The sequence below is a fragment of the Pedobacter sp. NEAU-ZC8 genome, from assembly GCF_059278965.1.
Map to the genome: position 1 here is coordinate 42,072 of NZ_JCAJXC010000017.1, position 24,545 is coordinate 66,616.

Annotated in this window: 24 protein-coding genes; 18 read left to right on the top strand and 6 right to left on the bottom strand. The window is 44.6% G+C overall.

Translation table 11 applies throughout. The annotated features are described in order from the left end of the window. Positions 1–84: 84 nt before the first annotated feature. On the top strand, positions 85–351 hold the full coding sequence (locus AC5WJX_RS13875; protein WP_494484993.1) for a hypothetical protein: 267 nt from the start codon (positions 85–87) through the stop codon (positions 349–351). Positions 352–589: 238 nt separating this feature from the next. Beyond that, entirely contained in the window at positions 590–1,381 is a 792-nt protein-coding gene (locus AC5WJX_RS13880) for a TIGR00266 family protein (protein ID WP_494484994.1), read from the top strand. A 2-nt stretch (positions 1,382–1,383) separates the two neighbouring features. Here AC5WJX_RS13880 and AC5WJX_RS13885 read toward each other — a convergent pair whose 3' ends face one another. Next, complete coding sequence (locus tag AC5WJX_RS13885) at positions 1,384–3,681, bottom strand: TonB-dependent receptor (protein WP_494484995.1); 2,298 nt, start codon at positions 3,679–3,681, stop codon at positions 1,384–1,386. Positions 3,682–3,784: 103 nt separating this feature from the next. Between AC5WJX_RS13885 and AC5WJX_RS13890 the strand changes: the two genes are divergently transcribed. Beyond that, positions 3,785–4,441, top strand: a complete 657-nt coding sequence (locus tag AC5WJX_RS13890) for a metal-dependent transcriptional regulator (protein ID WP_494484996.1) — start codon at positions 3,785–3,787, stop codon at positions 4,439–4,441. A 67-nt stretch (positions 4,442–4,508) separates the two neighbouring features. Further along, positions 4,509–4,901, top strand: coding sequence for a hypothetical protein (locus tag AC5WJX_RS13895; protein ID WP_494484997.1), 393 nt, complete (start codon positions 4,509–4,511; stop codon positions 4,899–4,901). A gap of 10 nt (positions 4,902–4,911) precedes the next feature. On the opposite strand, the gene AC5WJX_RS13900 is transcribed toward AC5WJX_RS13895, so the two are convergent. Further along, positions 4,912–5,799: an alpha/beta fold hydrolase gene (locus tag AC5WJX_RS13900; protein WP_494484998.1), complete on the bottom strand. Its 888-nt coding sequence runs from the start codon at positions 5,797–5,799 to the stop codon at positions 4,912–4,914. Positions 5,800–5,856: 57 nt separating this feature from the next. Here AC5WJX_RS13900 and AC5WJX_RS13905 point away from each other — a divergent pair, with 57 nt between their 5' ends. Beyond that, complete coding sequence (locus tag AC5WJX_RS13905) at positions 5,857–7,302, top strand: ATP-binding protein (RefSeq protein ID WP_494484999.1); 1,446 nt, start codon at positions 5,857–5,859, stop codon at positions 7,300–7,302. Between the two features lie 50 nt (positions 7,303–7,352). On the opposite strand, the gene AC5WJX_RS13910 is transcribed toward AC5WJX_RS13905, so the two are convergent. Both AC5WJX_RS13910 and AC5WJX_RS13915 read right to left on the bottom strand, forming a co-directional pair. Then, positions 7,353–8,525 (bottom strand): aldose epimerase family protein, encoded by a 1,173-nt coding sequence (locus AC5WJX_RS13910; RefSeq protein ID WP_494485000.1) that lies wholly within the window; start codon positions 8,523–8,525, stop codon positions 7,353–7,355. A 70-nt stretch (positions 8,526–8,595) separates the two neighbouring features. Beyond that, positions 8,596–8,958, bottom strand: a complete 363-nt coding sequence (locus AC5WJX_RS13915) for a hypothetical protein (protein ID WP_494485001.1) — start codon at positions 8,956–8,958, stop codon at positions 8,596–8,598. A gap of 175 nt (positions 8,959–9,133) precedes the next feature. Between AC5WJX_RS13915 and AC5WJX_RS13920 the strand changes: the two genes are divergently transcribed. Together AC5WJX_RS13920 and AC5WJX_RS13925 are read left to right on the top strand one after the other, a co-directional pair. Further along, a complete protein-coding gene (locus AC5WJX_RS13920; protein WP_494485002.1) occupies positions 9,134–10,663 on the top strand; it encodes a PQQ-dependent sugar dehydrogenase in 1,530 nt (509 codons plus the stop codon). Between the two features lie 106 nt (positions 10,664–10,769). Beyond that, a complete protein-coding gene (locus tag AC5WJX_RS13925) occupies positions 10,770–11,099 on the top strand; it encodes a helix-turn-helix domain-containing protein (protein ID WP_440430945.1) in 330 nt (109 codons plus the stop codon). A gap of 23 nt (positions 11,100–11,122) precedes the next feature. Here AC5WJX_RS13925 and AC5WJX_RS13930 read toward each other — a convergent pair whose 3' ends face one another. After that, complete coding sequence (locus AC5WJX_RS13930) at positions 11,123–11,467, bottom strand: hypothetical protein (protein WP_494485003.1); 345 nt, start codon at positions 11,465–11,467, stop codon at positions 11,123–11,125. A gap of 266 nt (positions 11,468–11,733) precedes the next feature. Next, positions 11,734–12,984: a methionine adenosyltransferase gene (gene metK / locus AC5WJX_RS13935; RefSeq protein ID WP_494485004.1), complete on the bottom strand. Its 1,251-nt coding sequence runs from the start codon at positions 12,982–12,984 to the stop codon at positions 11,734–11,736. A gap of 229 nt (positions 12,985–13,213) precedes the next feature. On the opposite strand from metK, the gene AC5WJX_RS13940 reads away from it, so the two are divergent. The 11 genes from AC5WJX_RS13940 (at position 13,214) to AC5WJX_RS13990 (ending at position 24,494) form a co-directional block, all read left to right on the top strand. Next, positions 13,214–14,104, top strand: coding sequence for a diacylglycerol/lipid kinase family protein (locus tag AC5WJX_RS13940; RefSeq protein ID WP_494485005.1), 891 nt, complete (start codon positions 13,214–13,216; stop codon positions 14,102–14,104). Beyond that, positions 14,094–14,444, top strand: coding sequence for a translation initiation factor (locus tag AC5WJX_RS13945; protein WP_494485006.1), 351 nt, complete (start codon positions 14,094–14,096; stop codon positions 14,442–14,444). Before AC5WJX_RS13940 ends, AC5WJX_RS13945 begins: the two co-directional genes overlap by 11 nt. 142 nt (positions 14,445–14,586) lie before the next feature. After that, positions 14,587–16,191, top strand: coding sequence for a phosphoenolpyruvate carboxykinase (ATP) (pckA, locus tag AC5WJX_RS13950; RefSeq protein ID WP_494485007.1), 1,605 nt, complete (start codon positions 14,587–14,589; stop codon positions 16,189–16,191). A 269-nt stretch (positions 16,192–16,460) separates the two neighbouring features. Continuing rightward, positions 16,461–17,291, top strand: coding sequence for a MotA/TolQ/ExbB proton channel family protein (locus tag AC5WJX_RS13955; RefSeq protein ID WP_494485008.1), 831 nt, complete (start codon positions 16,461–16,463; stop codon positions 17,289–17,291). 84 nt (positions 17,292–17,375) lie between these two features. After that, entirely contained in the window at positions 17,376–17,993 is a 618-nt protein-coding gene (locus AC5WJX_RS13960) for an ExbD/TolR family protein (protein ID WP_440430931.1), read from the top strand. Positions 17,994–18,002: 9 nt separating this feature from the next. Next, positions 18,003–18,554, top strand: coding sequence for an ExbD/TolR family protein (locus tag AC5WJX_RS13965; RefSeq protein ID WP_494485009.1), 552 nt, complete (start codon positions 18,003–18,005; stop codon positions 18,552–18,554). 25 nt (positions 18,555–18,579) lie between these two features. Next, entirely contained in the window at positions 18,580–19,398 is an 819-nt protein-coding gene (locus tag AC5WJX_RS13970; protein WP_440430928.1) for an energy transducer TonB, read from the top strand. A gap of 234 nt (positions 19,399–19,632) precedes the next feature. Continuing rightward, positions 19,633–20,538 (top strand): PstS family phosphate ABC transporter substrate-binding protein, encoded by a 906-nt coding sequence (locus AC5WJX_RS13975; protein ID WP_494485010.1) that lies wholly within the window; start codon positions 19,633–19,635, stop codon positions 20,536–20,538. A gap of 16 nt (positions 20,539–20,554) precedes the next feature. Next, the gene (locus AC5WJX_RS13980; protein WP_494485011.1) at positions 20,555–22,258 is read left to right on the top strand and encodes a tetratricopeptide repeat protein; all 1,704 of its coding nucleotides are present in this window, start codon (positions 20,555–20,557) and stop codon (positions 22,256–22,258) included. A gap of 90 nt (positions 22,259–22,348) precedes the next feature. Further along, positions 22,349–24,052 carry a tetratricopeptide repeat protein gene (locus AC5WJX_RS13985; RefSeq protein ID WP_494485012.1) on the top strand — a complete coding sequence of 568 codons (1,704 nt, stop codon included), beginning with the start codon at positions 22,349–22,351 and terminating at the stop codon, positions 24,050–24,052. Between the two features lie 70 nt (positions 24,053–24,122). Continuing rightward, on the top strand, positions 24,123–24,494 hold the full coding sequence (locus tag AC5WJX_RS13990; RefSeq protein WP_440430921.1) for an NADH-quinone oxidoreductase subunit A: 372 nt from the start codon (positions 24,123–24,125) through the stop codon (positions 24,492–24,494). The last annotated feature ends 51 nt before the right edge of the window (positions 24,495–24,545 follow it).

Below are 24,545 nucleotides of genomic sequence, written 5' to 3' on the forward strand. Positions count from 1 at the left end.
TTCTTAAATAAAGTAGCTGTTAAGCTTAGGTTAACTGGTGATTAGGACCGTCCACTACTAACCGGATCAGCAAGATTGAATATCATGTATTTAGAGGTACCTATAGACGCCCTCTACAATATAAATGGTTTCTATATAGGCGCTGGTCCATATGCAGCAGTGGCACTATCAGGAAAATATAAAAGCGAATTGACAATCACTTCAACTGGGCAGACTGAGAGTGAAGATCGTGATGTAAAAATCGGCGGCAACAATGAAGATGACTTTAAAAGGTCTGACCTTGGCATTAATCTTCTAGGAGGGTATGAGTTAAAACTATTAGCATCAATAATCTTAGGATTTTTCTTTTGAAGGAATGTACCTATAAAACAATCAGTATAACGGTTTTGATGAAAGCAGCTATTCGCTTAAATATTGAATGGCAAATTCCACTGATTTAAGGACTCTTTGTTGATTTCGGTTTCAAGAAATTCATGAGGTGGGTTTAGCTATAGTCCTCGTCCTTAAAATTCTTTTTCGACGTGATGTTGAACACTTGGAAATGTGCTTGAATTTATTTGTATTTTTCCTTCCATCAAAACAGAATAAAATGATCAGCAATCATGAAATTGACTACCATGTATATGGTGAAGAAATGCAATATGTAGAGGTTGAGCTGGACCCTAATGAAACAGCAATTGCGGAGCCCGGAGCCTTTATGATGATGGACGAAGGGATACAGATGCAGACCATCTTTGGGGATGGGAGCCAGCAGGACAATGGGCTGTTGGGTAAGCTTTTCAGCGCAGGAAAGCGCCTGCTCACTGGTGAAAGCCTTTTTATGACGGCTTTCACGAATGTAGCTTACGGCAAGAAGCGGGTGAGTTTTGCTTCGCCTTATCCGGGAAAGATCATCCCGATCGACCTCCATCAGCTTGGCGGCAGGATCACCTGCCAGAAGGATGCTTTCCTTTGTGCCGCAAAAGGGGTAAGTGTGAGTATCGCTTTTCAGCGAAAACTTGGTACTGGCCTGTTTGGCGGTGAAGGCTTCATCATGCAGAAGCTGGAAGGTGACGGTATGGCCTTTATGCATGCCGGAGGGCACGTACTGGAAAGAACGATCCAGTATGGTGAAGCGTTGAAGATCGACACCGGCTGCCTGGTGGCATTTACTTCCGGCATCGACTATGATATTGAGTTTGTTGGCGGCATTAAGAATACCATTTTCGGTGGAGAAGGTGTGTTCTTCGCTACGCTACGTGGCAGCGGAAAGGTCTGGATCCAGTCACTTCCGATCAGCAGGCTTGCCGGACGGATTTTGCAGTACGGCACGGTAAACCGCAAGGAGGAAGGCAGCATCTTAGGTGGCTTTGGTAACCTGCTCGACGGCGATGGTCGTTAGTTTCAGTTCTTAAGCTGATAGCGAATGCCGAAAAACCATCGGATCCCTTGATTTGGTGCGTACACGTAAGAAGGATCAAAGGTCAGGCCATAGGGGTTCTCCGGAGTCACCATCGCCTGGCCTGCTTCATTAAACTGCACCTGCTTGTCGAAAGGGTCATGTGAGCGGGCGATCAGAAAGGGATTTCCCTTGTTTGGTGTCCAGTTCAGCAAGTTCTTTACGCCTCCGTAAAGATCTATGCCATTGCGGAAGCTCTTCGTAAGTTGCACATTCTGTATACTCCACCATGGAGAAACCGGCTTACGTGGATCGGCATCACTTAAAAGTGGAAGCCGCATCGGGCCATAAACGTTTCCAGTGTAGTCGATTTGAATGCCTGACTTTTCATGTTTATAGCCGATGTTCCATACGCCGGTGAAATGCTCCGTAAAGAGCTGCTTGATCTTAACACCTTGCTGTTTGCTGTAAACGTCCATCAAGGTACCGCCAACAAGGAACTTCAGCCCGTTTTTTAAACTCAGGTCCACATTCAGGGAAACTCCTTTTGATACGGCATAGCCATCCAGATTATTGTAGATGATCTTATTTGCGTCCGTTTCATAATCGGCAATGATCTTGTTGTTGAACCAGGTGTAGAATGCGGTTGCATCAAGGCCGAATATGCCACCCCCGGGGCTGTACATTCGTTTTACGAAATTAATATTACCATTCCAGGAAGTTTCCGGTTTGAGGTCGTCGATGAAGACCACATCCCGGGCACCGGTTAATGCGGCATGATCTTCCGTGAAAACATTGGCTACGCGGAAGCCATTGCCAAAGCTCAGCCGCAAAATGTTGTGCTGATCATCGGAATTCCACTTGTAGTTTAATCGGGGTGTAAGAATACTGCCATGAATGGAGCTGTAGTCGTATCTAAGGCCCAGTAGCAAGGTGTTGTTCGTGTCGAGTTTGATTTCATCCTGTACAAACGCACCAGGAAGATTAATATGAGAAGCCCGGTTGATGTTGATGTCGCTTGCTGCGGCGGTAGCCGGGGTATTGTCGTCGTAAAAGGTGTAGCGATAGGCCAGTCCACCAAGCAGATCATGCCTGCCCAGGCGGCGGTTCCAGGTAAGCTGCGCAAAACCGATCTGCTGCTGGGCCTGGTAGTTCAGATTACCATATACACTGTTCTGGTCATGGGCATTTGCACTAAAGGTGAAAAAAAGCTTTTCGCGCAGGGGCAGCTGATAATTGCCGAAAACTTCCCAGCGACTGGTGTAGATACTTTCACCATACACTTCATCGCCACCGCGGTACTTTTTCTCCCATTTCATTTCGCCACCCCAGCGGTCTTCATACACATAGCGGCCAGCGATGGAAAACTGGCGGTTTTGTTTCCGTTGAAAATCCCATTTATTGAACACAGAAACGCGGTGCTGCAGGGTAACATCCGTAAAGCCATCCTTATTGTTGTCGATAGGGTTGTCGTAAATAAAATGATTGATGCCAAGTAAGGAACTTGCAGTTTTGCCCGCCTGGAGTCGTGCCGCGATGTCCGTATTTATTTCGCCCCAACTCGTGCCAAAGACATCGGCCGAGATACGCGGCGCGTCTTCCGGTTTTTTGGTAATGATGTTAATCAGGCCGCCTACGGCTTCACTTCCGTATAAGGTGGAGGCGGGCCCCTTTACGATCTCTACCCGGTCAATGATCGACTGCGGGATGCCACTTAAACCATATACGGTAGATAAACCGCTTACAATCGGCATACCGTCGATCAGGATCATGGTATACGGCCCCTCCAGTCCGTTGATGTGGATGTCGCCAGTATTGCAGATGTTGCAATTGAGCTGCGGGCGCACGCCGTTAATATTCTGAAGACTTTCAAATATTGATGGGTTGGGGTTTGCCCGGAAGAACTTTGCCGTGTATACCTCTACTGGAACGGGACTGTTGAGCTTTGAGACCGCCTTCATGGTTCCCGATACGACAATCTCATCCAGGTCATTGCCCTGAGGCTGCAGGATGATATGGTGATCCTGTGGCAGGCTGTCGCTTACGGAAACCTCCAGTTGCTGATTGACATAGCCCACTGTACTTAGCCGCAGTGTATAGCGGCCAGGCTTCAGGTCTTTTAAGAAAAAGTAGCCTAGACTGTCAGCCTGTATTTTCTGCTTCAGTGCAGGAAGATGTAGGGTAACATGTTCAATGCCACTACCGCTTGGTGCTGTGACACGTCCACGCAACTGCCCTTGCTGTGCAAATACATATAGGGTTAATAATAATAAGTATAAGACTAGTAAGGTTTTTAGCTTCATGTTATATCAGTTATTAGAAGTACAAATATATATTGTTAGACAAGTCTAACAATAGTTTTGTTTAAAATAAACTTACAAGCGGTAGATTGTGTAATTTTGGTCTATGTATTCTGTTGTTGAAGAAAATTATCTGAAAGCTTTACTTAGCCTTGCGAATACGGAGGATGAGGTGAGCATCAATGAGCTGAGCAAGCGGTTAAGGATCAAGATGCCTACGGTGAACAGCATGATGAAGCGGTTTGTGGAGAAGGACCTGATCACCTATGAGAGTTATAAGCCAGTGAAATTGACGGCACTGGGGAAACGCGAAGCTGCGATGGTGATTCGCAAGCACCGGCTTACAGAGATGTTCCTGGTGGAGAAAATGGATTTCAACTGGGAAGAGGTACATGAAATTGCCGAACAGATTGAACACATCAAATCACCTTTGTTCTTCGAGAAAATGGATGCGCTATTGGGTTACCCCAAGTTTGATCCGCATGGCTCGCCCATTCCGGATAAAAACGGGGCAGTAATTGAACCCTCGTACGTACCACTGAGCCAATGTTCCCCAGCGGAAGAACTGACCTTGAAAGCGGTTTCGGACTCTTCGGAAAGTTTCCTGCGTTTTTTAAACGGTCGTTCCATTCTCCTGGGAGATCAGATCAGCGTTGTGGCTAAGGAACCCTTTGATGGTAGTATGCAGGTGGAGATCAAAGGGAAGTCAAAGGAGACGTTCAGTCAGCTTATCTGCGACAAACTCCTGGTTGAAAAAAGCTAAATGGCTGTAGCGCTTTTTACTTTAAACTCGTATGTTTAAATATAAAATCACCATCTAATTAACGTGTATGAAAAATGCAATTAAATTACTCTCTATTGTTCTAATGCTATTCTTTGCTGCCTGTGATAAGGAGGATGCAAAACTTGACCGTAACACACTTCCGGGGAAGTGGAAGCTAAGCGAAAGCTGGGCGAGCGAAGGATCTGGTAAAGTAGATTGGAAGCCTGTAAAAAAACAGGTTGTCGTAGAATTTAAGGAAGACGGCAGTTTGGCGGGCAATGCCTTTGAAGGGTATGTTAGTTACGTTATCAAGGACAGCGAAACGCTGGTGCTGATGAAAGCAGATAAAACTGAGCAGAAATACACCTATTCCTTAGCGGATGGCAAGTTAACCATGAGCCCTGCAGGACCGATTTACTGTATAGAAGGCTGTGGCGACCGATACATCAAAACCAACTAATCACAAAGGGTTATAGATCTGGTTCTTTCCGATCTTCTTTCTTTATAAAATCCAGAATGGCGCGGTTTACCTCCGCGCTTTTTTCATGTTGTAACCAGTGTGTAGCATCCGCAAAGGCCTTCATTTCGCCATTACCTGCAAAGTCCATGCTGGCTTCAGCCAAAGAGAAATCCAGGGAGAGGTCCTGTTTTCCCCAAAGCATCAGCAAGGGCAGTGAGACCTCTTTTGGTGTCTTCAGATTATCCCGGAATTCCTTACTGCGTCTGATGGCACGGTACCAGTTGATCATGGTCCTGAGATTGCCTTTCCAGGCCTGCGTATAACGTTCCATATCTGATGTGCTGAAGGTTCCGGGCAGCGCCATCTTCAGCATACTTTTACGAAGCAGTTTAAAGTTGTTTCGTCCGAAAAGCCATTCCGGGATCCAGGGCAGTTGAAAAAGGTATATGTACCAGCTTCTGAGGAGCTGCTTTGGAGATATCCGTTTACGGAGAACGCCAGGATGCGGGGCATTCAGGATGGTGATGGTTTTAAAATGTTGTGGGTGATAGATGCCGAGTAACCAGGATACAATCCCACCCCAGTCGTGGCCCACAAGATGCACTTCTTTCAAGCCCAGCACTTCAATCAGGCTGCAGATATCCTCCATTAAGTGGTTGCAGCGATAAGCCTTGATGCCTTGTGGCTTCCCGCTAAGGTTGTATCCGCGTTGATCGGGTACAATCACGCGATAGCCGCGATCGGCAAAATAAGCGATCTGATCCTTCCAGCCATACCAGAAATCGGGAAAGCCATGCAAGAATATAATTGGTGTTCCCGCTGCCGGTCCGGCTTCAATCACGTGCAAATTGGGGTTGCCTAAGCTATAGTGCTGGCTCTTGATGTCTGCTGTTTTCATGGTCCATTAGAAACCAACGAAATATTTTTTTGTTATTCTATTCCCAAGAAATTTTTTATGAAGGAACAGCAGCCGGAAACGGATTATAAGAATAAGTTTGAGGAGTGTAATGGCAGGTTTGAAGGTGTATTTGACCATACCTCTGCCGCAAGTAAGATCATCAATTCAGATCTGGAGATTTTAAAGGTAAACCGCGCATTGGTCGAGTTACTTGGCTTTTCGGAAGCGGAGATCGTGGGCACCAAAATCATGGATTACGCCTGTAAAGATGTGGTGCACCATTGGGAAGACCTGCAGGACGCCATGTGGAAACACGGAAAGCCCTACTTTAAACTGGATGCCTGCCTGGTCCGTAAAGATGGATCATTGGCCTGGATCCACGTTACAACGGTATTGTTCCAGCAGGACCAGGAATATTTTGCTTATACGGTACTGGACGACTTCAGTTATCAGAAGAACCTGGAGGAAACGGAAAAGCGTTTGAGCATGGCGCTGGAGAATTCAAGGATGGCCGTATGGGAACTTGATCTGGAGGATGGTTCTATTATGCATACTACCGGCTTCAAGCAACTGTTTGGTATCCAAGAGCCGGTAAAAGCATGGAATAGGGAGCGATTGTTACGTCAGTTCCTGAAAGAAGATGGCGAAAGGCTCCGGGAGCTTCTGGCAAACATCAACAAAGAATCTACCATTGACTTTCAGGGTCGCATCCGAACCCTGGATGGCGTGGTGCGCTGGGTGTATTTGCAGGGCAAGCCCTCCCTTGAGCATGGGCGCCAACCGACAAAGATCCTGGGTACGATCACAGATATTACGAAGGAGAAACTTGCGGAGCGGGATAAGGATGACTTCATCAGCATTGCCAGTCATGAACTTAGGACACCAATTACTGCTTTGAAGGCTTCCCTGCAGCTGCTGGATACCATGAAGCAGGGACAAAGTCCTAAAGCGGCCAGCCTGATTACGCAGGCGAATAAAAGTATGCATAAGATCACCCACCTGATTGATGATCTGCTGAACGTGAACAACCTTAAGGAGGGACAGCTCCGGTTGAAAAAGACCCGGTTCCGCATTGGCAGCGCCGTAGATGATTGTTGTTTGCATGTAGCTGCAGAAGGGATCTTCGAGATCATCACCAGCGGCGACCTGGACCAGGAGGTGGAGGCCGATTCTGAACGCATTCAACAGGTGGTGATCAATCTGGTAAACAATGCAATGAAGTATGCACATGGCACCGGGAAGATCTGGATTAACATTGCCAAAGTTGATGGGGATGTAAAGGTTTCGGTGACCGATCAGGGGCCTGGAATAGAAGAGGATAAGTTACCACATTTATTCGACCGTTTTTACCGTGCGGATATCAGCTCGGGGCAGTATTCTGGCCTGGGGCTGGGCTTGTACATCGCCTCGGAGATTGTCAGGCGACACAAAGGGCAAATTGGCGTGGACAGCAGCCCGGGGAAGGGCAGTACCTTCTGGTTTACTTTACCCCTGGATGCCTAAATCCACCTGGCATGCTGATATAAAATAAAAATGGCCCTTTCGGGCCATTTTTATTTTTTTACGCTGAACTTGTATGTGGTGCTGGTCTGGTAGGTATCCCCAGGCTTCAAAGTGATGGAAGGGAAAGCCGGTTGATTTGGTGAATCCGGGAAATGTTGCGTTTCCATGGCGAATGCCGTACGGTAATCATCCTTATGGCCACCTTTCATAACGTTTTTGCTCTTCATGAAGTTACCGCTGTAAAACTGTAATCCAGGCTCCTCGGTATAGATCTCCATCATGATGCCGGTTTTGTCGCCGGTAACACTTGCGACAACGTCATTTGCACCATGTTGATTTAACACGTAGTTATGGTCGTAACCTGCACCATACTGCAGTTGCTGGTGTTTGTCTTCAATGCGGGCGCCGATGGTTTCTGCTTTCGTGAAATCAAGTGGTGTACCAGCTACGGCTTCGATTTTTCCCGTCGGAATCAACGTTGCATCCACAGGGGTGTATTTATCCGCTTTGATCTGCACCGTATGACCCAGGATGCTGCCGCTGGCTTCACCGTTCAGGTTAAAGAAAGCATGGTTGGTAAGGTTTACTACGGTGTTTTTGTCTGTTGTTGCATGATAGCTGATCTTTAAAGCATTATCATCCTGTAATTCGTACGTAACCTTCACATCCAGGTTGCCTGGAAATCCCTCTTCCATATCTTTGGAAAGGTAGTGCAGCTCCAGGGTATGATCATCGACTTGTTTCGCCTCCCAAACGACATCCTGAAAGCCTTTTTTTCCACCATGCAGGGTGTTTGGACCATCATTGGTAAATAGCGTGTAGGCTTTACCATCGAGTGTAAACTTGCCCTTAGCGATGCGGTTACCCACACGGCCGATGGTGGCACCAAAATAAGGTTCGGCAGACTCCTTAAAGCCGGTAACGTCATCAAAGCCCGCAACAACATCGGTGAGGTTGCCATCCTTGTCGGGAACATACATGCTCACCAGCCGGCCACCGTAATTGGTGATCAGGGCTTTTGCGCCGGATTTGTTTTGGAGGGTAAAGAGTTTGGTTTCTTTACCGTCTATGGTTTTCTCGAAATCTTTAGGGTTTAGTGACACGTTGCTTGTTTTGGTTGATGAATCTGCTTCGTTGGATTTATTGCCGCTGTTGCATGCAGTTGCGGACACAACCACGGCACAAAGCAAAAGTAGGTTAATGCGGTTTGTTTTTGCGTTCATTTTAATGAAATAACAGGTTAGGTGATCATATTTAGTTATAACACTAAGAACGTAAAAAAAATCGAATACCTTAACGCTGTTTAGCACCTAAAATCGAAAGTGCACCCACCACCAGTCCGGTAATGCCCATTGCAATCAGGGTGTTTCTGGCGTTCTTGTTCTCGGACATGGGCCTCATTACCGCGGCGCCGAGGGCCATCACACCGGAAGCAAGGTCGATGATGGCATGTGTTTTATATGGAATACACTTGATGGCGCCCCATTTCGCATCCGTAAGCAGACTGGTGCCAAGTTCCGCAAAAGCAAAGGAGCGGCAGACCATGGCACTGCTGCGGTCATCTTCAAAACCCATTAGTTTTGGTGCAAGTAACACCATTGGAATGTAACTGTAATCGGCGTAGACATGCATGTCTTTTGTAATTCCCTGTATCATGACGTTTTTCGGTTTAGGTGAATGTTTATTATGGACGTCGAACAAAACTGATGCCTGATGCCGGCGCCTTTTGCTTTAATGTAAAATGGGGTACTTTCTGCACGGATCGGGATAATTACCTGATAATAACGGGTACAAGGCCGCTGAAAAATGGAAAACCTAAAACGTGACCTGCTTGTTTTTGAGCAACACTTATACGTTTAACCCTGAAGAATCTATGCGCATGACCGGCCGTTTATACTCCCTATACTTTGCTATATTGATTATTATTCTTGCATATACCGGCGCTACAGCCCAGGAACCTGCGATGTCTAAGCAGGGTGAATTTAAGATCCGTATCATCGCCGACAAGCTCAGTGATCCCTGGGAGATCAGCTATGGCCCTGATGAACAGCTTTGGGTGACGGAATCTAAAAACTACAAGGTTTGGCGAATAGACCCGGTAAGCGGCAAGCGGCAGCAGCTGTTAGATCTCCGGTCGGCACGTGAATTTCCTAGATATGATGAGCTTCCCGATGAGCAGGATGGGGGTAAACCCTGGCCCCAGGGAGGCTTGATGGGCATGGCGCTGCATCCGGACCTGCTGCGTGGTAAGCCCTATGTTTATCTTGCCTATATCTATCGCTTTAAAGCGGCAGCTGCAAAGGGGGATGGCGGCGAGCCTGGATTTAAAGGTTATCACTTTGTGGGGCGCGTGGTACGCTACACCTATGATCAGCAGCGACAACGCTTGCACAGTCCGCTTTCCCTCTGCGACAGCATCCCGGCGAGCTCTGACCATAACGGGGGGCGACTGTTGATTGCGCCGGTACAAGGTAAGTCCTATTTGTATTATAGCATCGGTGATATGGGTGCGGGACAGTTTGCTAATGGCGGGCGGCAGAACAAGGCACAGGACAAGAACAGTTATGAAGGAAAGATCCTCCGCTTTAACACCGAGCCGGATCAGGACAAGGATCCTTTTGACCGCTGGATACCAAATGATAATCCTTTTAATGCTGCGGCACAAAACGCGGTATGGTCCATGGGGCACCGCAATCCGCAAGGTTTAACCTATGCGGCAATTAATGGAATGGCTTTGTTGTACAGTGTGGAGCATGGGCCTTATGGCGACGACGAACTGAACCTGATCGAAGGGGGAAAGAACTATGGTCATCCGCTGATCATTGGCCGTAACGACGGAAACTATGATGGCCTGGCGGCTTCGGTCTCCGACCATGCGGAGCTTCCCGGAAAATGGCATACCAGTTATCCGCAGATCAATTCAGAATCAGCGAATACAAAAGCCATGGGTACCAGCTACAAAGATCCGGAGCGGAGTTTCTATGCCATGCCTGCTAAGCAATTGCAGGCGCTGTTTAGTAAAATCGTCAAAGGTGAGGAGCAGGAATGGGAAGCCTATGGCCCATCAAGCATCGCGTTCTATACGAGTGATGGTATCCCGGGATGGAAAAATTCGCTCCTGATCACAACATTGAAAGGCTCCGCATTGCTGCGATTAAAGCTGGACGCAGCAGGTAAGGTGATGGACGGGGAGCCAGAGGTCTATGTAAAAGGAAAGGTACGCTACCGGGACCTGGCGATCTCCAATGACGGCAAGAAAATTTATCTATCTGCGGATAATTCAGCGGTAAGCTCGGGGCCATCAGAGCAGCATACGGAAGAGGTTTCTTACAAGGGGTGTATACTTGAATTAACCTACTAGCAACCTTAACGTGGTAATTGTAAATTAATTTAAAATATATTATTACCTCCAATTTAGTCGGGCGTATACTTTTTATTACCGGGATATTCCGGCTAAAAACGCTTATATGACTAAATTACATGCGAAGTTGAGATTACTCAGAGTTAAACACAACATGACGCAACAACAGGTTGCAGTGAAACTGAATTGTTCTGTACCGGCGTACAGCAAACTGGAGACCGGGGCCACGGATGTTACCGGATCCAGGCTTATTCAACTCGCTGCAATATATAATTGTGGAATTGACAAGATCTTCACCTTTGGTGAGCCACTTGATGATTCTGTGGAACGCAAAATCGCAGAGTTAATCAATGAACTACGTAAATCGAAGGAAGAATTGGCAAACCTACAGCATAAGATCATTAAGCTGTATGAGGAGAAATACGGAACGTCATAAAAAAAGGGCTTAACGCCCTTTCTTTAAAATAATTCCTGCATGTCCCGGTCTGCGGTATTAATTTTCTTAAGGAACTCATCGAAGCCTGGACCTTTCTGTTCGCTGTACATGCCATATGCATCAGAGATAAAGGAGATGTTTTCTTCATTATCTTTTAAGATGTAAATGACGGAGTTATCTCCGGGATCGGAGTGACCTTCAAAGCGGTAGGTTTTGATGATGGTCAGGTCTTCAGGGCTATAAGTCTTATCAATCTTATTGCCTTTCATGTGGCCATCTTCAGTCATGGTGAGTTCGTTATCGTAGCCCTTCTGCCTTAGTTTTTCTAGAATCTGGCTTAAGGTGTTCATTTCTGCTGGTTGTTCCATCTTGTATAGGTTTATAGAAATAAAACAACAGCTACCATAAATGGTTTTCGGGAACATCAGGTTGGTACCAGCTTTGGGGTTGATCCGCCCTTAACACGCCCTCAAGCCGGGGTCCATCCGCCCTTGGCCGGCCATCAGCCGGATGGACCCCCTATAAGGGTTTAATCGATGGCTATTAAACCCATAACCATGGCTCAAAAGAAAAGCCGTCTTACAATATGCATGTAAGACGGCTCCTTCTGTTATGATGTGTATACTATTGTATCTTAAAGGCTGAACGCAGCTTTAACTTCGGTTACATAATCGAGCTTTTCCCAGGTAAACAGCTCTACCGTAAGCACTTTCTCCTCACCGTTCGGGGTTCTGAAAGTTTTGGTTACTGTTTCCGGCTTTCTGCCCATATGGCCATAGGCAGCGGTTTCGCTATATATTGGGTTTCTCAGTTTTAAACGCTGCTCAATAAAGTAAGGGCGCATATCGAAGATGCTTTCTACGATCTTTGCAATCTCGCCATCAGTTTTCGGTACTTTGGCGGTGCCATAAGTATTGATGTATATACCCATAGGTTTCGCCACGCCAATAGCATAACTCACCTGTACCAGCACCTCGTCTGCAAGGCCAGCGGCAACCAGGTTTTTAGCAATATGACGGGTGGCATAAGCCGCACTGCGGTCTACTTTGCTTGGATCTTTACCCGAGAAGGCACCACCACCATGAGCACCTTTACCGCCGTAGGTATCTACGATAATCTTACGGCCGGTTAAACCGGTATCACCATGGGGACCGCCAATCACAAACTTTCCGGTAGGATTGATATGGTACTGGATCTGGTCGTTGAAAAGGTGTGCGTATTGCGGGTTTTTGCTGATGATTCTTGGGATGAGGATGCTTACCAGATCATGTTTGATCTTTTCCAGCATCGCCGCTTCTTCATCAAAATCATCATGTTGCGTAGAGATCACGATGGCATCAATGCGAACAGGCTTGTTGTTGTTATCATATTCAAGTGTTACCTGCGATTTTGCATCCGGACGTAAATAGGTGATTTCATTCATTTCACGTCTCAAAACCGCAAGCTCCTGCAATAATTTATGAGAAAGATCCAGCGCAAGCGGCATGTAATCTTCAGTCTCATTGGTGGCATAACCAAACATCATCCCCTGATCTCCGGCACCCTGATCTTCTTTATTGGATTTGTCTACACCCTGGTTGATGTCTTGCGACTGTTCGTGGATGGCGGATAAAATCCCGCAGGAATTCGCCTCAAACATGTATTCGCTTTTGGTATAGCCGATTTTTTTGATGACATCACGAGCGATTTGCTGTACGTCCAGGTAAGTTTTGGATTTAACTTCTCCGGCTAAAATTACCTGACCTGTAGTAACCAGGGTTTCGCAGGCAACTTTAGAATCAGAATCGAATGCTAGAAAGTTATCAATTAGTGCGTCTGATATTTGATCTGCTATTTTATCAGGATGACCTTCGGAAACAGATTCTGATGTAAATAAGTATGACATTCTAAATAATTTATTAACGATTAATAATTAGATAAAATGGATGATGATCCTGGTCAAACAGTCAGTAAAAGGAAGTGTATTGATGGTTAGCACTTTTTTTTACGTGGTTGCAATCCCGCTATTGTTAAATAGCATCACAAATCAGTCCACTTTAAGCGCTCAAAAATAGGATATATATTCATATAGTCAAAAAATATCAATTATTTTGCAGCTTCTTAAAAATAGTACCTTGTCTAAAACAAACATCTTATTCATCATAAATCCGATATCCGGTGGCCGGGATAAAAAGAACATTCCTGGGCTGATTGACAAGTATCTGGATAAATCCAGGTTTAATGCCAATTACCGTTTTACGGAGTATGTGGGGCATGCCTCCGAACTTGCTGCAGAAGCGGGGAATAAGAACTTTGAGGTTGTAGTTGCCGTAGGTGGTGACGGGACGATCAATGAAGTGGGCACCGCGGTGATGCCACAGGGCAAAATCATGGGTGTTTTACCTTTTGGTTCAGGGAATGGCCTTTCCAGGTACCTGAAAATTCCAATGGACACCATCAAAGCCATAAAGGTGATCAACGGCTTGCATGTGAAACGCATTGACACAGCTACTTTCAATGGGAAATGCTTTTTCAATATGGCGGGCATGGGCTTTGATGCACATATTAGTTCCATATTTGCCGGAAACAAAAAGCGTGGACTTTCCGGGTATGTGCAACTTGGATTGAAGGAGATGTTAAACTATAAGCCTGAGGTATATCATATTGAAATAGATGGCAGGTCCATTACAAGGAAAGCCTTTGTGGTGAGTATTGCCAACAGTTCACAATATGGGAACAACACGTATATATCTCCGGAGGCTTCTGTTACCGATGGTTTGCTGGATGTGTGTGTAATCAAATCCTTTCCACTGTTACAGTTGCCTAAACTTGCCTATCAGATGCTGCGGGCTAATACGCACCATAGCGATATGGTGGAGATCATCCGGGGCAAAAACATTATTATCAGGCGCAATCAGGGTGCTGCCATTCATATTGATGGGGAACCCTTCCAGATGGGAACGGAACTTAAGATCCAGATCGTGCCTTTATCGTTAAATATTATTACACCAGATTATGAAGCCTAAAAAGAAGTCGTTGGAGGATCTTGGAGGAATCATGTATTCCACGGATCCGGATTTTGAATATTCAGTGGAGCCGGTTGAGGCGATAAACATACCCAATCAGCAACAAGACCTCCGGGTAACGCTGGATCGTAAAAACCGTGGTGGTAAAGCCGTGACACTGGTTACCGGATTCAAAGGTTCTGATGAAGATTTACAACAATTGGGAAAGCTACTGAAAACCCGATGCGGGGTAGGCGGATCTGCTAAGGACGGCGAGATCATTATTCAGGGCGACTTCAGGGAGAAGGTGCTGAGCTTGCTTCAAAAAGAGGGTTATAAAGCCAAAAGATCTGGAGGCTAAGGTTGTGGGCTGGGCTGCTGATAAATAGCTGTATTTTAGCATGATGTCTATAGTGTATGCAGCACAATAAGTAAAATAAATAGCTGAATCTGGGCAAAAATTCCTTTCAAAGTATTTAGCTTTGAGGCATAAACCAAATTTTATGCCTGAAGTTAAATCAACAACACCCGATTTGAGTTACCTGGGTTTAGGTACAAGTTTAGTGAAGTATCAGCTAAGCGTTCCCGAGTTAATAGAGGAGGCGCTGGCAAATGGAGAGGGTAAACTTGCCGATAGCGGTGCCCTGGCCATTGACACGGGAAAGTTTACTGGCCGCTCGCCAAAAGACCGTTATATTGTTGCCGATGCCCTAACGGAAAATGATGTTTGGTGGGGCGATGTAAACATCAAGATCTCGCCTGAACAATTTGAGGTTCTATATCATAAGGTTACCAATTATCTTAATAGTCGGAAGTGTTACGTCAGGGATGCAGCTGCTTGTGCAGACCCTGCCTATGAAATTAGCATTCGCGTAGTAACGGAAACGGCCTATCAGAATCTTTTCGCACATAACCTGTTTTTGCGCGTAGAAGAGCGGGATCAGTTAAGCCGGCCGGACTGGACGATCCTTGCGGCGCCGGGATTGCAGGCCGATCCGGCAAGTGATGGTACCCGCCAGGGAAATTTTACCATTATCAATTTCAGTAAACAAGTAATATTAATAGGTGGCAGCGGTTATACCGGAGAGCTTAAGAAAGGCATATTCTCGGTGCTAAACTTCCTGTTGCCGGTTCAGAAAAGGACCTTATCTATGCACTGCGCCGCCAATGTTGGCGCTGCGGGTGATACGGCAATATTCTTTGGTCTTTCCGGAACGGGTAAGACCACATTGTCTGCTGACGAAGAAAGGAGTTTGATTGGCGATGATGAGCACGGTTGGGGTAGCGACTCTGTGTTTAATTTCGAAGGTGGCTGTTATGCGAAATGTGTTGACCTGACCGCAGAGAAGGAGCCACAAATCTATTCAGCTATCCGCTTTGGTGCCTTGCTGGAAAATATCAACTTTTTTCCGGACACCAGGGAGGTGAATTTTGAAGATGTGTCAAAAACGGAGAATACCCGCGTCGCATATCCGATTAACTATATAGATAATGCCCTGCAACCCTCCATAGCACCAGTTCCCCGGAACATCTTTTTTCTTACAGCAGATGCCCTTGGTGTATTACCACCCATATCGAAATTAACTCCAGGACAGGCCATGTTTCACTTTATCTCCGGTTATACTGCTAAAGTAGCGGGAACTGAAGCTGGCGTTACAGCGCCGCAGCTAACTTTTTCAGCCTGCTTTGGAAAAGCTTTCATGCCCCTGCATCCCACACGTTATGCCGAGTTGCTTGGTGAAAAGATGGAAAAGCATGCGGTAAATGTCTGGTTGGTCAATACCGGCTGGAGCGGCGGTGTATATGGTGTTGGAAAGCAGATTAAGCTTGCGCATACCCGTGCAATGATTACCGCAGCCCTTAATGGCACGCTAAATAATGCGAGTTATAAGACCGATCCTGTGTTTGGGTTGCAGATGCCGGAAAGTTGTGCTGGTGTACCTGCTGAAATACTGGACCCTAAAAACACCTGGGCAGATGCTGCAGCCTACGACACTAAAGCCAACGAGCTTGCAAAAGCATTCCTGGAAAACTTCCGGGTGTTTGAGCCATATGCTAACCAGGAGATGTCAGCTTCTTTACCTAAAGTACGTGAAATAGCAATTTAAAGGCGGAAATTTAGGCTAAAATTTGCATTTCATTTTTTTTTTAGTTTTAATTGTGAAAGATTGTCTGGAAAGGGGCAATCTTTTTTTGATTTTACCAATCCCTGTCGGTTAACGTAACGAATTGATAACTTTTGAAATTTTACTGTAATTTTAAAATTGAAATTTTAAATTTGTTATAGCAACAATTGCCTACATTAGCCGTTGAAGTGTATTACAGAAATTATTCGAAATTAAAACAAACTAAAAACTAAAAAACTAAAAACAAAAAAATGGCAAACGCACCAAAAACTACACCAGTTAAAAAAGAAAGCTCGTCTACAGCTTCTAACATGTTCGCAACACTTGTTATCCCTATCTGTATCATTATTGGTATTCTACTTTACAAGTTTGTTCTTGGTAGTCCATCAAACTTCGTGGATGGCAATCCAGATAATCACCCACTTCCAGGAAACTATGGTGGTATGGCTTACAAAGGTGGATTTATCGTACCGATCTTAATGGGTATGTTATTGATGGTATTTGTGTTTTCAGTAGAGCGTTTTATCGTTATTGGTAAAGCGACAGGAAACGGAAACTTAGATTCATTCATCAAGAAAATTCAAGGCCTTTTAAGTTCAAACAACATCGAAGCTGCTATGGCTGAGTGTGACAAACAACAAGGTTCTGTTGCAAACGTGATTAAATCTGGTTTGAAAAAATACCGTGAAATGGAAGTTGAGGCTAACATGGATACAGATCAGAAATGTCTTGCAATCCAGAAAGATATTGAAGAAGCAACTACATTAGAAATGCCAATGTTAGAGCAGAACTTAACTGTAATTGCAACCTTAGTATCAGTAGGTACATTAACCGGTCTATTAGGAACAGTAACAGGTATGATCAAGGCATTCGGTGGTTTGGCTACATCTGGAGCTCCGGATCAGGCAGCACTAGCGAATGGTATCTCTGAGGCGTTGATCAACACCGCTACAGGTATCTCGACTTCAACTGTTGCGATTATCATGTACAACATCCTTACTTCTAAAATTGACAAATTAACTTATGCAATTGATGAAGCTGGTTTCAGCATCATCCAGACTTATGCTTCTACGCATAAATAAGAAATAATGAATTTTTTTTACCGGCTTTATGGAAAACCGGAAGAATAAACATCATTAATAAAAAACATAAGTAATATTTAAATTATGCCAAGAGCAAAGGTTCAAAGAAAGAGTACTTCGATCGATATGACCGCCATGTGCGACGTGTCTTTCTTACTACTGACTTTCTTTATATTAACAGCTACAGCACGTCAACCTGATCCTCTTAAGATTACAATTCCGACATCGACCTATAAAATTCCGGTACCTGATGTTGATATTGCAAAATTATCGATCGGTCATGGCAAGGTGTTTTATGAAGTAGCGGGACAAGACGTGAAGATGGCCACTTTGGATAAAATGGCAGCGCAGTACAAAATCGAATTTACTCCAGAAGAACGTAAGCGTTTCGGTGTAATTCAGTCCTTTGGCGTACCAATTCAAAGTTTGAAGCAGTACATCAATTTACCGGATGAAGCCGCACGTGAGAAATCTGGTTTGGGTACCGGAATCCCGGCAGATTCAACAAACAACCAATTGGCGGATTGGATTTTAAATTCACGCCAGGCAGTTGCGGAGTTGCACTCTGAAGCGATGCGGATTAGTATTCGAGGAGATGCTGAGGAAGAATATCCTACTGTTAAGAAGATTGTAGATATTCTTCAGAAACAGAAAATCAACAAATTTAGTTTAATTACATCGGCCGAAGGCGGTGCTCAATAAGAAATAGCAATGGCAGAATTAGATACCTCCAGCGGGGGTGGCAAAAAAGGCGGCAAAGTTAGAACCAAGAAAGCCAACACGAAAGTAGATTTAACCGCAATGGTGGATTTAGCTTTCCTTTTGATCACTTTCTTTATGCTAACGACGTCGCTTTCGAAGCCTATTGCAATGGACATTGCAAAACCCGATAAAAACGAAAAAGACGATACCAACAGGTTGGAGCTGCGTGCATCTCAAACCATGACCATTCTACTTGGAAAAAACAACAAGGTAGCCTGGTATATGGGAGAAGCAGGTAAGGAAACCCCGACAATTGAAGGGTACCCAGAAGTAAGACAGTCTATCCTGGCAAACAAAAAGAAAGTTGCTGAGTTATATGGTAACGACCCGAAGAAATCTCTTGTAGTCGTTATTAAGCCAACTTCAGGAGCAACCTATAAGAACTTTGTGGATATTATGGACGAGTTGAACATTGCTCAAATCAGCGCGGCTCCGGCTATTGATGATGAAAACATCTTGGATTCTGAGATTGCTGTAATGAAGCAAAACGGTATACTCTAACATTTAACAACTAAAACCAAGCACAATGTCTAAAATAGATTTGTTCAGAAAAGAATGGCTTGATGTTGTTTTTGAAAACAAAAATAAGTCTTACGGTGCCTACAGGCTTCGTCAGAACAATGGTTCAACTACAACAAGAGCAACGCTGATCGCATCGGCAGCATTTATATTGCTGTTCATGACGCCGAAGATCATTAGTTTGATCAAAGGCTCGATGCCAGAAGAAGAAATAGTACAGCAGGTTGAGGTTGCGATTCAGCCACCACCACCTGTTGATCCAAAGACTCCACCGCCGCCACCGGTAGAGCCGCCACCACCAAAAGTTGATCAGGTGAAGTTCCCGCCTCCGATTGTAAAACCGGATGTTGAGGTGCGTGACCAGGAGCCACCACAGATCGAGGATTTGAAAAAAGCTGACCCAGGTCAGAAAACCATAGCCGGGGATCCGGATGCTGATATCGTGATTACCGCACCAGTAGGTGAGGGTCCGAAACAAGCTGCTGTGGTAGAAGATAACCAGGTTTACGATTTCGTAAGTATCGAAACTCCACCAAGTTTCCCAGGCGGTATCAATAAATTTTACGCTTATGTTTCTAAAAACGTAAAATATCCGCCAATGGCCGCTGAGAACAATATTCAGGGTAAAGTGTTCCTTTCTTTCGTAGTAGAGAAAAATGGAGAACTTACTGATATTCAATTAGCAGGTAAAAAACTGGGTGGTGGTACCGACGAAGAGGCGATCCGTGTATTAAAGGCGAGCCCTAAGTGGACCCCAGGTATTCAGAATGGAAAACCAGTACGTGTTAAGTACAACATTCCAATCAGTTTCACCTTATCTCAATAAGAGTTAAAATATGTTTAACTACAATAATTTTAAGCAGAAATCGCCCCAACAGCGATTTCTGTTTATTTTCGGCCTAATCATCTTGCTGTTTTACTTTGCATTAGGCATCCTTTTAATCTTTTGGAAGGACATTCCTTTCGACATTCAACCGACCTACAGGATCTTATTTGGTATTCTGCTGATCGTATATGCGATCATCAGATTTTTCAGACTTAATCAAACGGACAGATAGACATGAAGTATCTTGGTTTTTTATGCATTTTGATAGCGTTCAGTTCTTGTAAAGACAAGCCGAAATCGGAGGGTGTTCAGGAAACAAGGACCACAGGTTCGGTGAAGGTGCTGGTTGACGACACTTTCTCCAATATTGTGGATGAGCAACTGGAAGTTTTTAACTCGGACTACCCGGACGCGAAAGTTGAACTGATCAAAGGCCAGGAACAGCGGATTTTGCCTACATTTTTGAATGACAGCATCCGGGTGATTGTCATGTCCAGGGTCTTGACGCCAAAAGAGGAGCAATTTTATACCAATCGGGGTATCGTGGCCTATACGCAGCGTTTTGCAATTGATGGCATTGCACTGATTGCGAATGCAGAAAGCCCTGATAGCACCGTCACTGCTGAGGAGATGATCGCCATTTTGAAGGGAACTTACACAGGTAATAAGCAGTTGGTTTTTGACAATCCTTATTCGAGTACGGTAAAGTACTTTAAGGATCTTGCTAAAATAAATACACTTCCATCTAAAGGGGTGTATACTTTAAACAGCAATGCTGACGTTATTAAATACGTCGCAGAGCACAAAGACTACATTGGCGTTATTGGCCTGAACTGGTATCTACAAGCTGGAAAAAAAGGCGATAGCGATTATCCTAAGGTTAAACTAATTGGTGTAAAGAATGTCAAAGGTGGAAAGGGTGATGATGCATTTTACAAACCTACCCAGGATAATCTGATCAGTGGTATATATCCGTTTCTTAGAAATGTTTACATCATCAACTGTGAAGGTAAAGATGGTGTCGGTACGGGATTTGCAAACTGGTTAGCAAGTCCGCGAGGACAGCTTATAATCTTGAAATCAGGTCTGGGACCACATAAGCTGATTTCAAGGGATTTTAACTTAAAGAATTCAAACTAAATAATATATTTGAAATATGAAGATGACAAAAAAAGCAATAACCTTAAGTCTAGGTTTAGCAGTAATGGGTTCTGCCTCTTTTGCTCAAAGCCTGGAAGATGCGAAGAAAGCGGTAGATGCTGAACAGTATCAAAAAGCGACTTCAATGCTGAAAGGGCTTGTAAAATCTCAAGCCAGCAAAGGAGAGAATTATTTTAATTTAGGTGAAGTTTACTTAAAAACAGACTACATTGACTCTGCAAGAGCGGTGTTTACACAGGGTGTAACTGCTGATCCTAAGAATCCATTGAACTACATTGGACTTGGAGAAGCAGATCTATTATCTAACAATGCAGCTTCCGCAAAAACAAATTTTGATAAAGCGGTAGATGTATCTAAAAAGAACGATTACATTCCTCAACTATATATTGGTAAAGCATACATCGAGGTTGACAAACCTGACTTTAATGCGGCCTTGCCATATCTACAAAAAGCGGATGAGCTGGATAAAAACGACAAAGATGCGGAGACGTTTTTAGCACTTGGAGATTTCTATGCTTATCAGCGTAAGAACTCTGAAGCACTTCAGAACTACATGCGTGCTTTAAACATTAATCCAAACATCCTAAGGGCTAAAGTTCAGATTGGAAGGATGTACAAAGAATCACGTGCGTTTCCTGAGGCAGAAACAGCTTTAAAGGAGGTAATTGCTCAAGATCCTAACTACGGTCCTGCATACAGAGAGCTTTCTGAGTTATATAACCAATGGTCTTTCGGTGATCCAAACGGACAGGCAAAATCAGCAGCTGCAATTGAGAACTATCAAAAGTATTTAGATTTAACAGATAAGTCTTTTGATTCACGTATCAGATACGCACAGATTTTGTTCTATGCGAAAGATTTCCAGAAACTGGAAGCTGAAACCAATGAGTTGGCAGCAATGGCTCAGAACAGCCCTAAAGGACTTTTGATTTCACGTTTGAGAGGTTACTCTGCTTACGAAAACAAAAACTATCCTCAGGCATTGGAATACATGAACGATTTCTTTGCAAAGGTTAAAGATACAAGCCGTATCGTTGCTGATGATTACCTGTACTTAGGTCAGGCACAGATGCAACAAAAACAAGATAGCCTTGCTTTGATCAACATCACCAAAGCTGTTGAGATGGACTCTACTAAAGCAGAGGCATTAGCAAACATGGCTAAGTCCTTCTATGAGGCTAAAGACTTTCCGAAAGCAGTTGCAACTTATGACGTTGTTAACCGTTTAAATCCAAGTGGTGTAGGTTCACTTTATAACTACTACTACCACGGTCTGGCGGCTTACTTCAGTTATGCTGCAGATTACACTGCTAAGAAGAATCCTTCGAAAGATCTTTTGGTAAAAGCGGATTCGTCATTTGCGAAGTTGGTTAGATTATCTCCATCTACTTATGACGGTCACTTATGGCGAGCTAGGGTTAACTATTTTATGGATAGTGAAACCGACCCACAAGGTATTTACGTGCCACACTATCAGCAATATTTAGATTCTGCTGAAGCACATGTAGATAAGCAAACACCTGCTACTAAAAAGAATATGGTGGAAGCTTATAACTCTATCGCTGGATTTGCGTCTACAACAGATAAAGAAAAAGCAAGGACCTACTGGAACAAAGCAATTGCTATTGATCCACAAAATGCAACTGCATTAGCTGGTATCAAATCATTGTCAGCTCCTGCTAAAACAGCAAAGAAGTAAAAAGTTAAATAATTCAATTTTAAAAAGAGAGTGCCGCATTGGCATTCTCTTTTTTGTTTAATGTGGTTTAATAACCCATTTTGACAAGCTATGAAGAAACAAAAATATATTCTGGCGATTATACTTTTGACGCTCGGTTTCGGCGCCTCTGGGCAGGAAGTGGAGGAGATCAGGAGAACGATTGATGCGGAACAGTACCAAACGGCCAAATCTGTGCTGAAAACGCTGTTGCGGACAAAGCCTAAGGACGGTGATCTATATTACAGTTTGGGTGAAGTTTACCTGAAGACCGGCTACGTTGATTCGGCTAAAGTTATTTTTGCCCAGGGTATTCGTGCTGCCAAAAAGAATCCCTTAAACTATGCTGGTATTGGGCAAGCCGACTTGCAAGCTGGAAACCTTGCCGCAGCTAAAATTAACTTTGCCAAAGCGGTCAATGTAAGTTCCAAGCGTAAATATAACGCTCATCTTGCCATTGGCGAGGCTTATACATCTGCGGCGCAGCCCGATTTTAACGCTGCATTACCTTATTTGAAAAGGGCCGATGAACTGGATAAGTCAGATAAAGATGCACAGGTCTTTTTAACCTTTGGGAACTTCTATGCGGCACAAGGTAAATATACTGAGGCGCTGGAGCAGTATACGAAAGCACTACAGCTTGACTCTACGCTGCTGCGTGCCAAGGTTCAAATGGGTGGAATGTACTTCAAGGCCGGTCAGCCCCTGAAGGCTGATAGTGTATTGAAGGCTGTGCTGGCAACTAACAGCAACTACGGTCCGGCTTATCGCCTGATGTCTGACTACAGCTTGCAGGCTTATTTAAACGACAAGAACAATGCTGCTGCTGCAGCAAACGCCGTTGCGAACTATAGCCTTTATCTCAATTTAACAGACCGTTTCTTTGATTCGAGGCTTGAATTTGCCAAGCTGCTTTATGCCGTAGGAGACTACCGGAATCTTGAACGGGAACTACAGGCGCTTTTGCCAGTTCCGGCGAATAACTGGAAAGCACCTGTTGTGGCGCGCTTAAGCGGTTACGCTGCCTATGAAAATGGCAATTACCCTGCAGCCCAGCAGTACCTTAACAGCATGTTTAGCAGCCTTGCTGACGAACGGAAAGCCACCGCAGATGACTATGTTTATCTAAGTCTGACACAACAGAAACTTCAGCTAGGCGATGCTGCCTTAGTAAGTGCTACCAAAGCAATAAGAATTGATTCTTCAAAAACAGTAGCAATGGATCATATTGCCAAACGCTACTACAATGCAAGAAACTGGGTCAAAGCGATAGAGACCTTCGAATTGATGAAACAGCTTGGTGGAAAGCCTGTGAATGCTGGGGAACTTGGGTTATATCATGGAACGGCATTATATTTCCGGTACGTCGAATCGTTTAACCGTCAGGAGCAGCCCTCACAGGCGCTGCTTGCTCAGGCTAACGCGGTTTTTGATCAGGCCTTGCGCAGTTCACCAGATCTGATTACAGCTCATCTCTGGCGTGCAAGAGCGCTGCTCCTGATGGAGGACCAGCAGAACCCACAAGGTGCCATGGTGCCGGCCTATCAGGCCTATATTGAGGCTGCCGATCGAAGTAGCCTTGCACAAACCGCCGCTACCAAGCGAAATCTGGTTGAGGCCTATAATGCCATTGCGGCTTTCGCATTTGCGAAATTGGACAAGGAAAAAGCCAGAACCTACTGGAATAAAGCTTTGGCTCTGGAATCACAGGATCCTGCAGCTTTGGCAGGTATTAAGTCACTAGCTGGCCCGGTACGTTCGGGTAGGCGTAAATAAATTTTCAGAAAAGATAAGGCAGGGTTGTTATCCTGCCTTTTTCTTATATTTTTGTGTCTAAAGCATGCTTATGGAAAGTCAAAGTGTACCAGTAGATTTTTTGCCGATCATTTTTCAAGTCATTGTAGCACTCGGGTTCGTCGTTGTAACCTTAATCGCTACGCATTATCTGGGGCCAAGCAGGAAAACAGCAGATAAATTGTCCACGTTTGAAGCTGGGATTAAGGTTGTGGGTAATGCGCGTCAGCCATTTTCGATCAAGTATTTCCTGGTGGCGATCCTGTTCGTTTTGTTTGATGTCGAGGTGATCTTTATGTACCCTTGGGCGGTAAACTTTAGGGAGTTGGGCATGGATGGTATGATTGAAATGTTCATCTTTATGGGAACGCTTTTATTAGGCTTTATATACGTGATTAAGAAGAAGGCATTGGACTGGAATTAAGCTATTTAGATTCTTTCTAAATCAGGCCAACATTATGTAAATTCCTCTATT

Coding starts and splice junctions, on each gene's coding strand:
- AC5WJX_RS13930 (WP_494485003.1), bottom strand. CDS start 11,467: ATGGAACAACCAGCAGAAATGAACACCTTAAGCCAGATTCTAGAAAAA.
- AC5WJX_RS13905 (WP_494484999.1), top strand. CDS start 5,857: ATGAAGGAACAGCAGCCGGAAACGGATTATAAGAATAAGTTTGAGGAG.
- metK (WP_494485004.1), bottom strand. CDS start 12,984: ATGTCATACTTATTTACATCAGAATCTGTTTCCGAAGGTCATCCTGAT.
- AC5WJX_RS13960 (WP_440430931.1), top strand. CDS start 17,376: ATGCCAAGAGCAAAGGTTCAAAGAAAGAGTACTTCGATCGATATGACC.
- AC5WJX_RS13955 (WP_494485008.1), top strand. CDS start 16,461: ATGGCAAACGCACCAAAAACTACACCAGTTAAAAAAGAAAGCTCGTCT.
- AC5WJX_RS13985 (WP_494485012.1), top strand. CDS start 22,349: ATGAAGAAACAAAAATATATTCTGGCGATTATACTTTTGACGCTCGGT.
- AC5WJX_RS13980 (WP_494485011.1), top strand. CDS start 20,555: ATGAAGATGACAAAAAAAGCAATAACCTTAAGTCTAGGTTTAGCAGTA.
- AC5WJX_RS13915 (WP_494485001.1), bottom strand. CDS start 8,958: ATGATACAGGGAATTACAAAAGACATGCATGTCTACGCCGATTACAGT.
- AC5WJX_RS13910 (WP_494485000.1), bottom strand. CDS start 8,525: ATGAACGCAAAAACAAACCGCATTAACCTACTTTTGCTTTGTGCCGTG.
- AC5WJX_RS13880 (WP_494484994.1), top strand. CDS start 590: ATGATCAGCAATCATGAAATTGACTACCATGTATATGGTGAAGAAATG.
- AC5WJX_RS13975 (WP_494485010.1), top strand. CDS start 19,633: ATGAAGTATCTTGGTTTTTTATGCATTTTGATAGCGTTCAGTTCTTGT.
- AC5WJX_RS13875 (WP_494484993.1), top strand. CDS start 85: ATGTATTTAGAGGTACCTATAGACGCCCTCTACAATATAAATGGTTTC.
- AC5WJX_RS13890 (WP_494484996.1), top strand. CDS start 3,785: ATGTATTCTGTTGTTGAAGAAAATTATCTGAAAGCTTTACTTAGCCTT.
- AC5WJX_RS13925 (WP_440430945.1), top strand. CDS start 10,770: ATGACTAAATTACATGCGAAGTTGAGATTACTCAGAGTTAAACACAAC.
- pckA (WP_494485007.1), top strand. CDS start 14,587: ATGCCTGAAGTTAAATCAACAACACCCGATTTGAGTTACCTGGGTTTA.
- AC5WJX_RS13885 (WP_494484995.1), bottom strand. CDS start 3,681: ATGAAGCTAAAAACCTTACTAGTCTTATACTTATTATTATTAACCCTA.
- AC5WJX_RS13945 (WP_494485006.1), top strand. CDS start 14,094: ATGAAGCCTAAAAAGAAGTCGTTGGAGGATCTTGGAGGAATCATGTAT.
- AC5WJX_RS13965 (WP_494485009.1), top strand. CDS start 18,003: ATGGCAGAATTAGATACCTCCAGCGGGGGTGGCAAAAAAGGCGGCAAA.
- AC5WJX_RS13895 (WP_494484997.1), top strand. CDS start 4,509: ATGAAAAATGCAATTAAATTACTCTCTATTGTTCTAATGCTATTCTTT.
- AC5WJX_RS13990 (WP_440430921.1), top strand. CDS start 24,123: ATGGAAAGTCAAAGTGTACCAGTAGATTTTTTGCCGATCATTTTTCAA.
- AC5WJX_RS13900 (WP_494484998.1), bottom strand. CDS start 5,799: ATGAAAACAGCAGACATCAAGAGCCAGCACTATAGCTTAGGCAACCCC.
- AC5WJX_RS13970 (WP_440430928.1), top strand. CDS start 18,580: ATGTCTAAAATAGATTTGTTCAGAAAAGAATGGCTTGATGTTGTTTTT.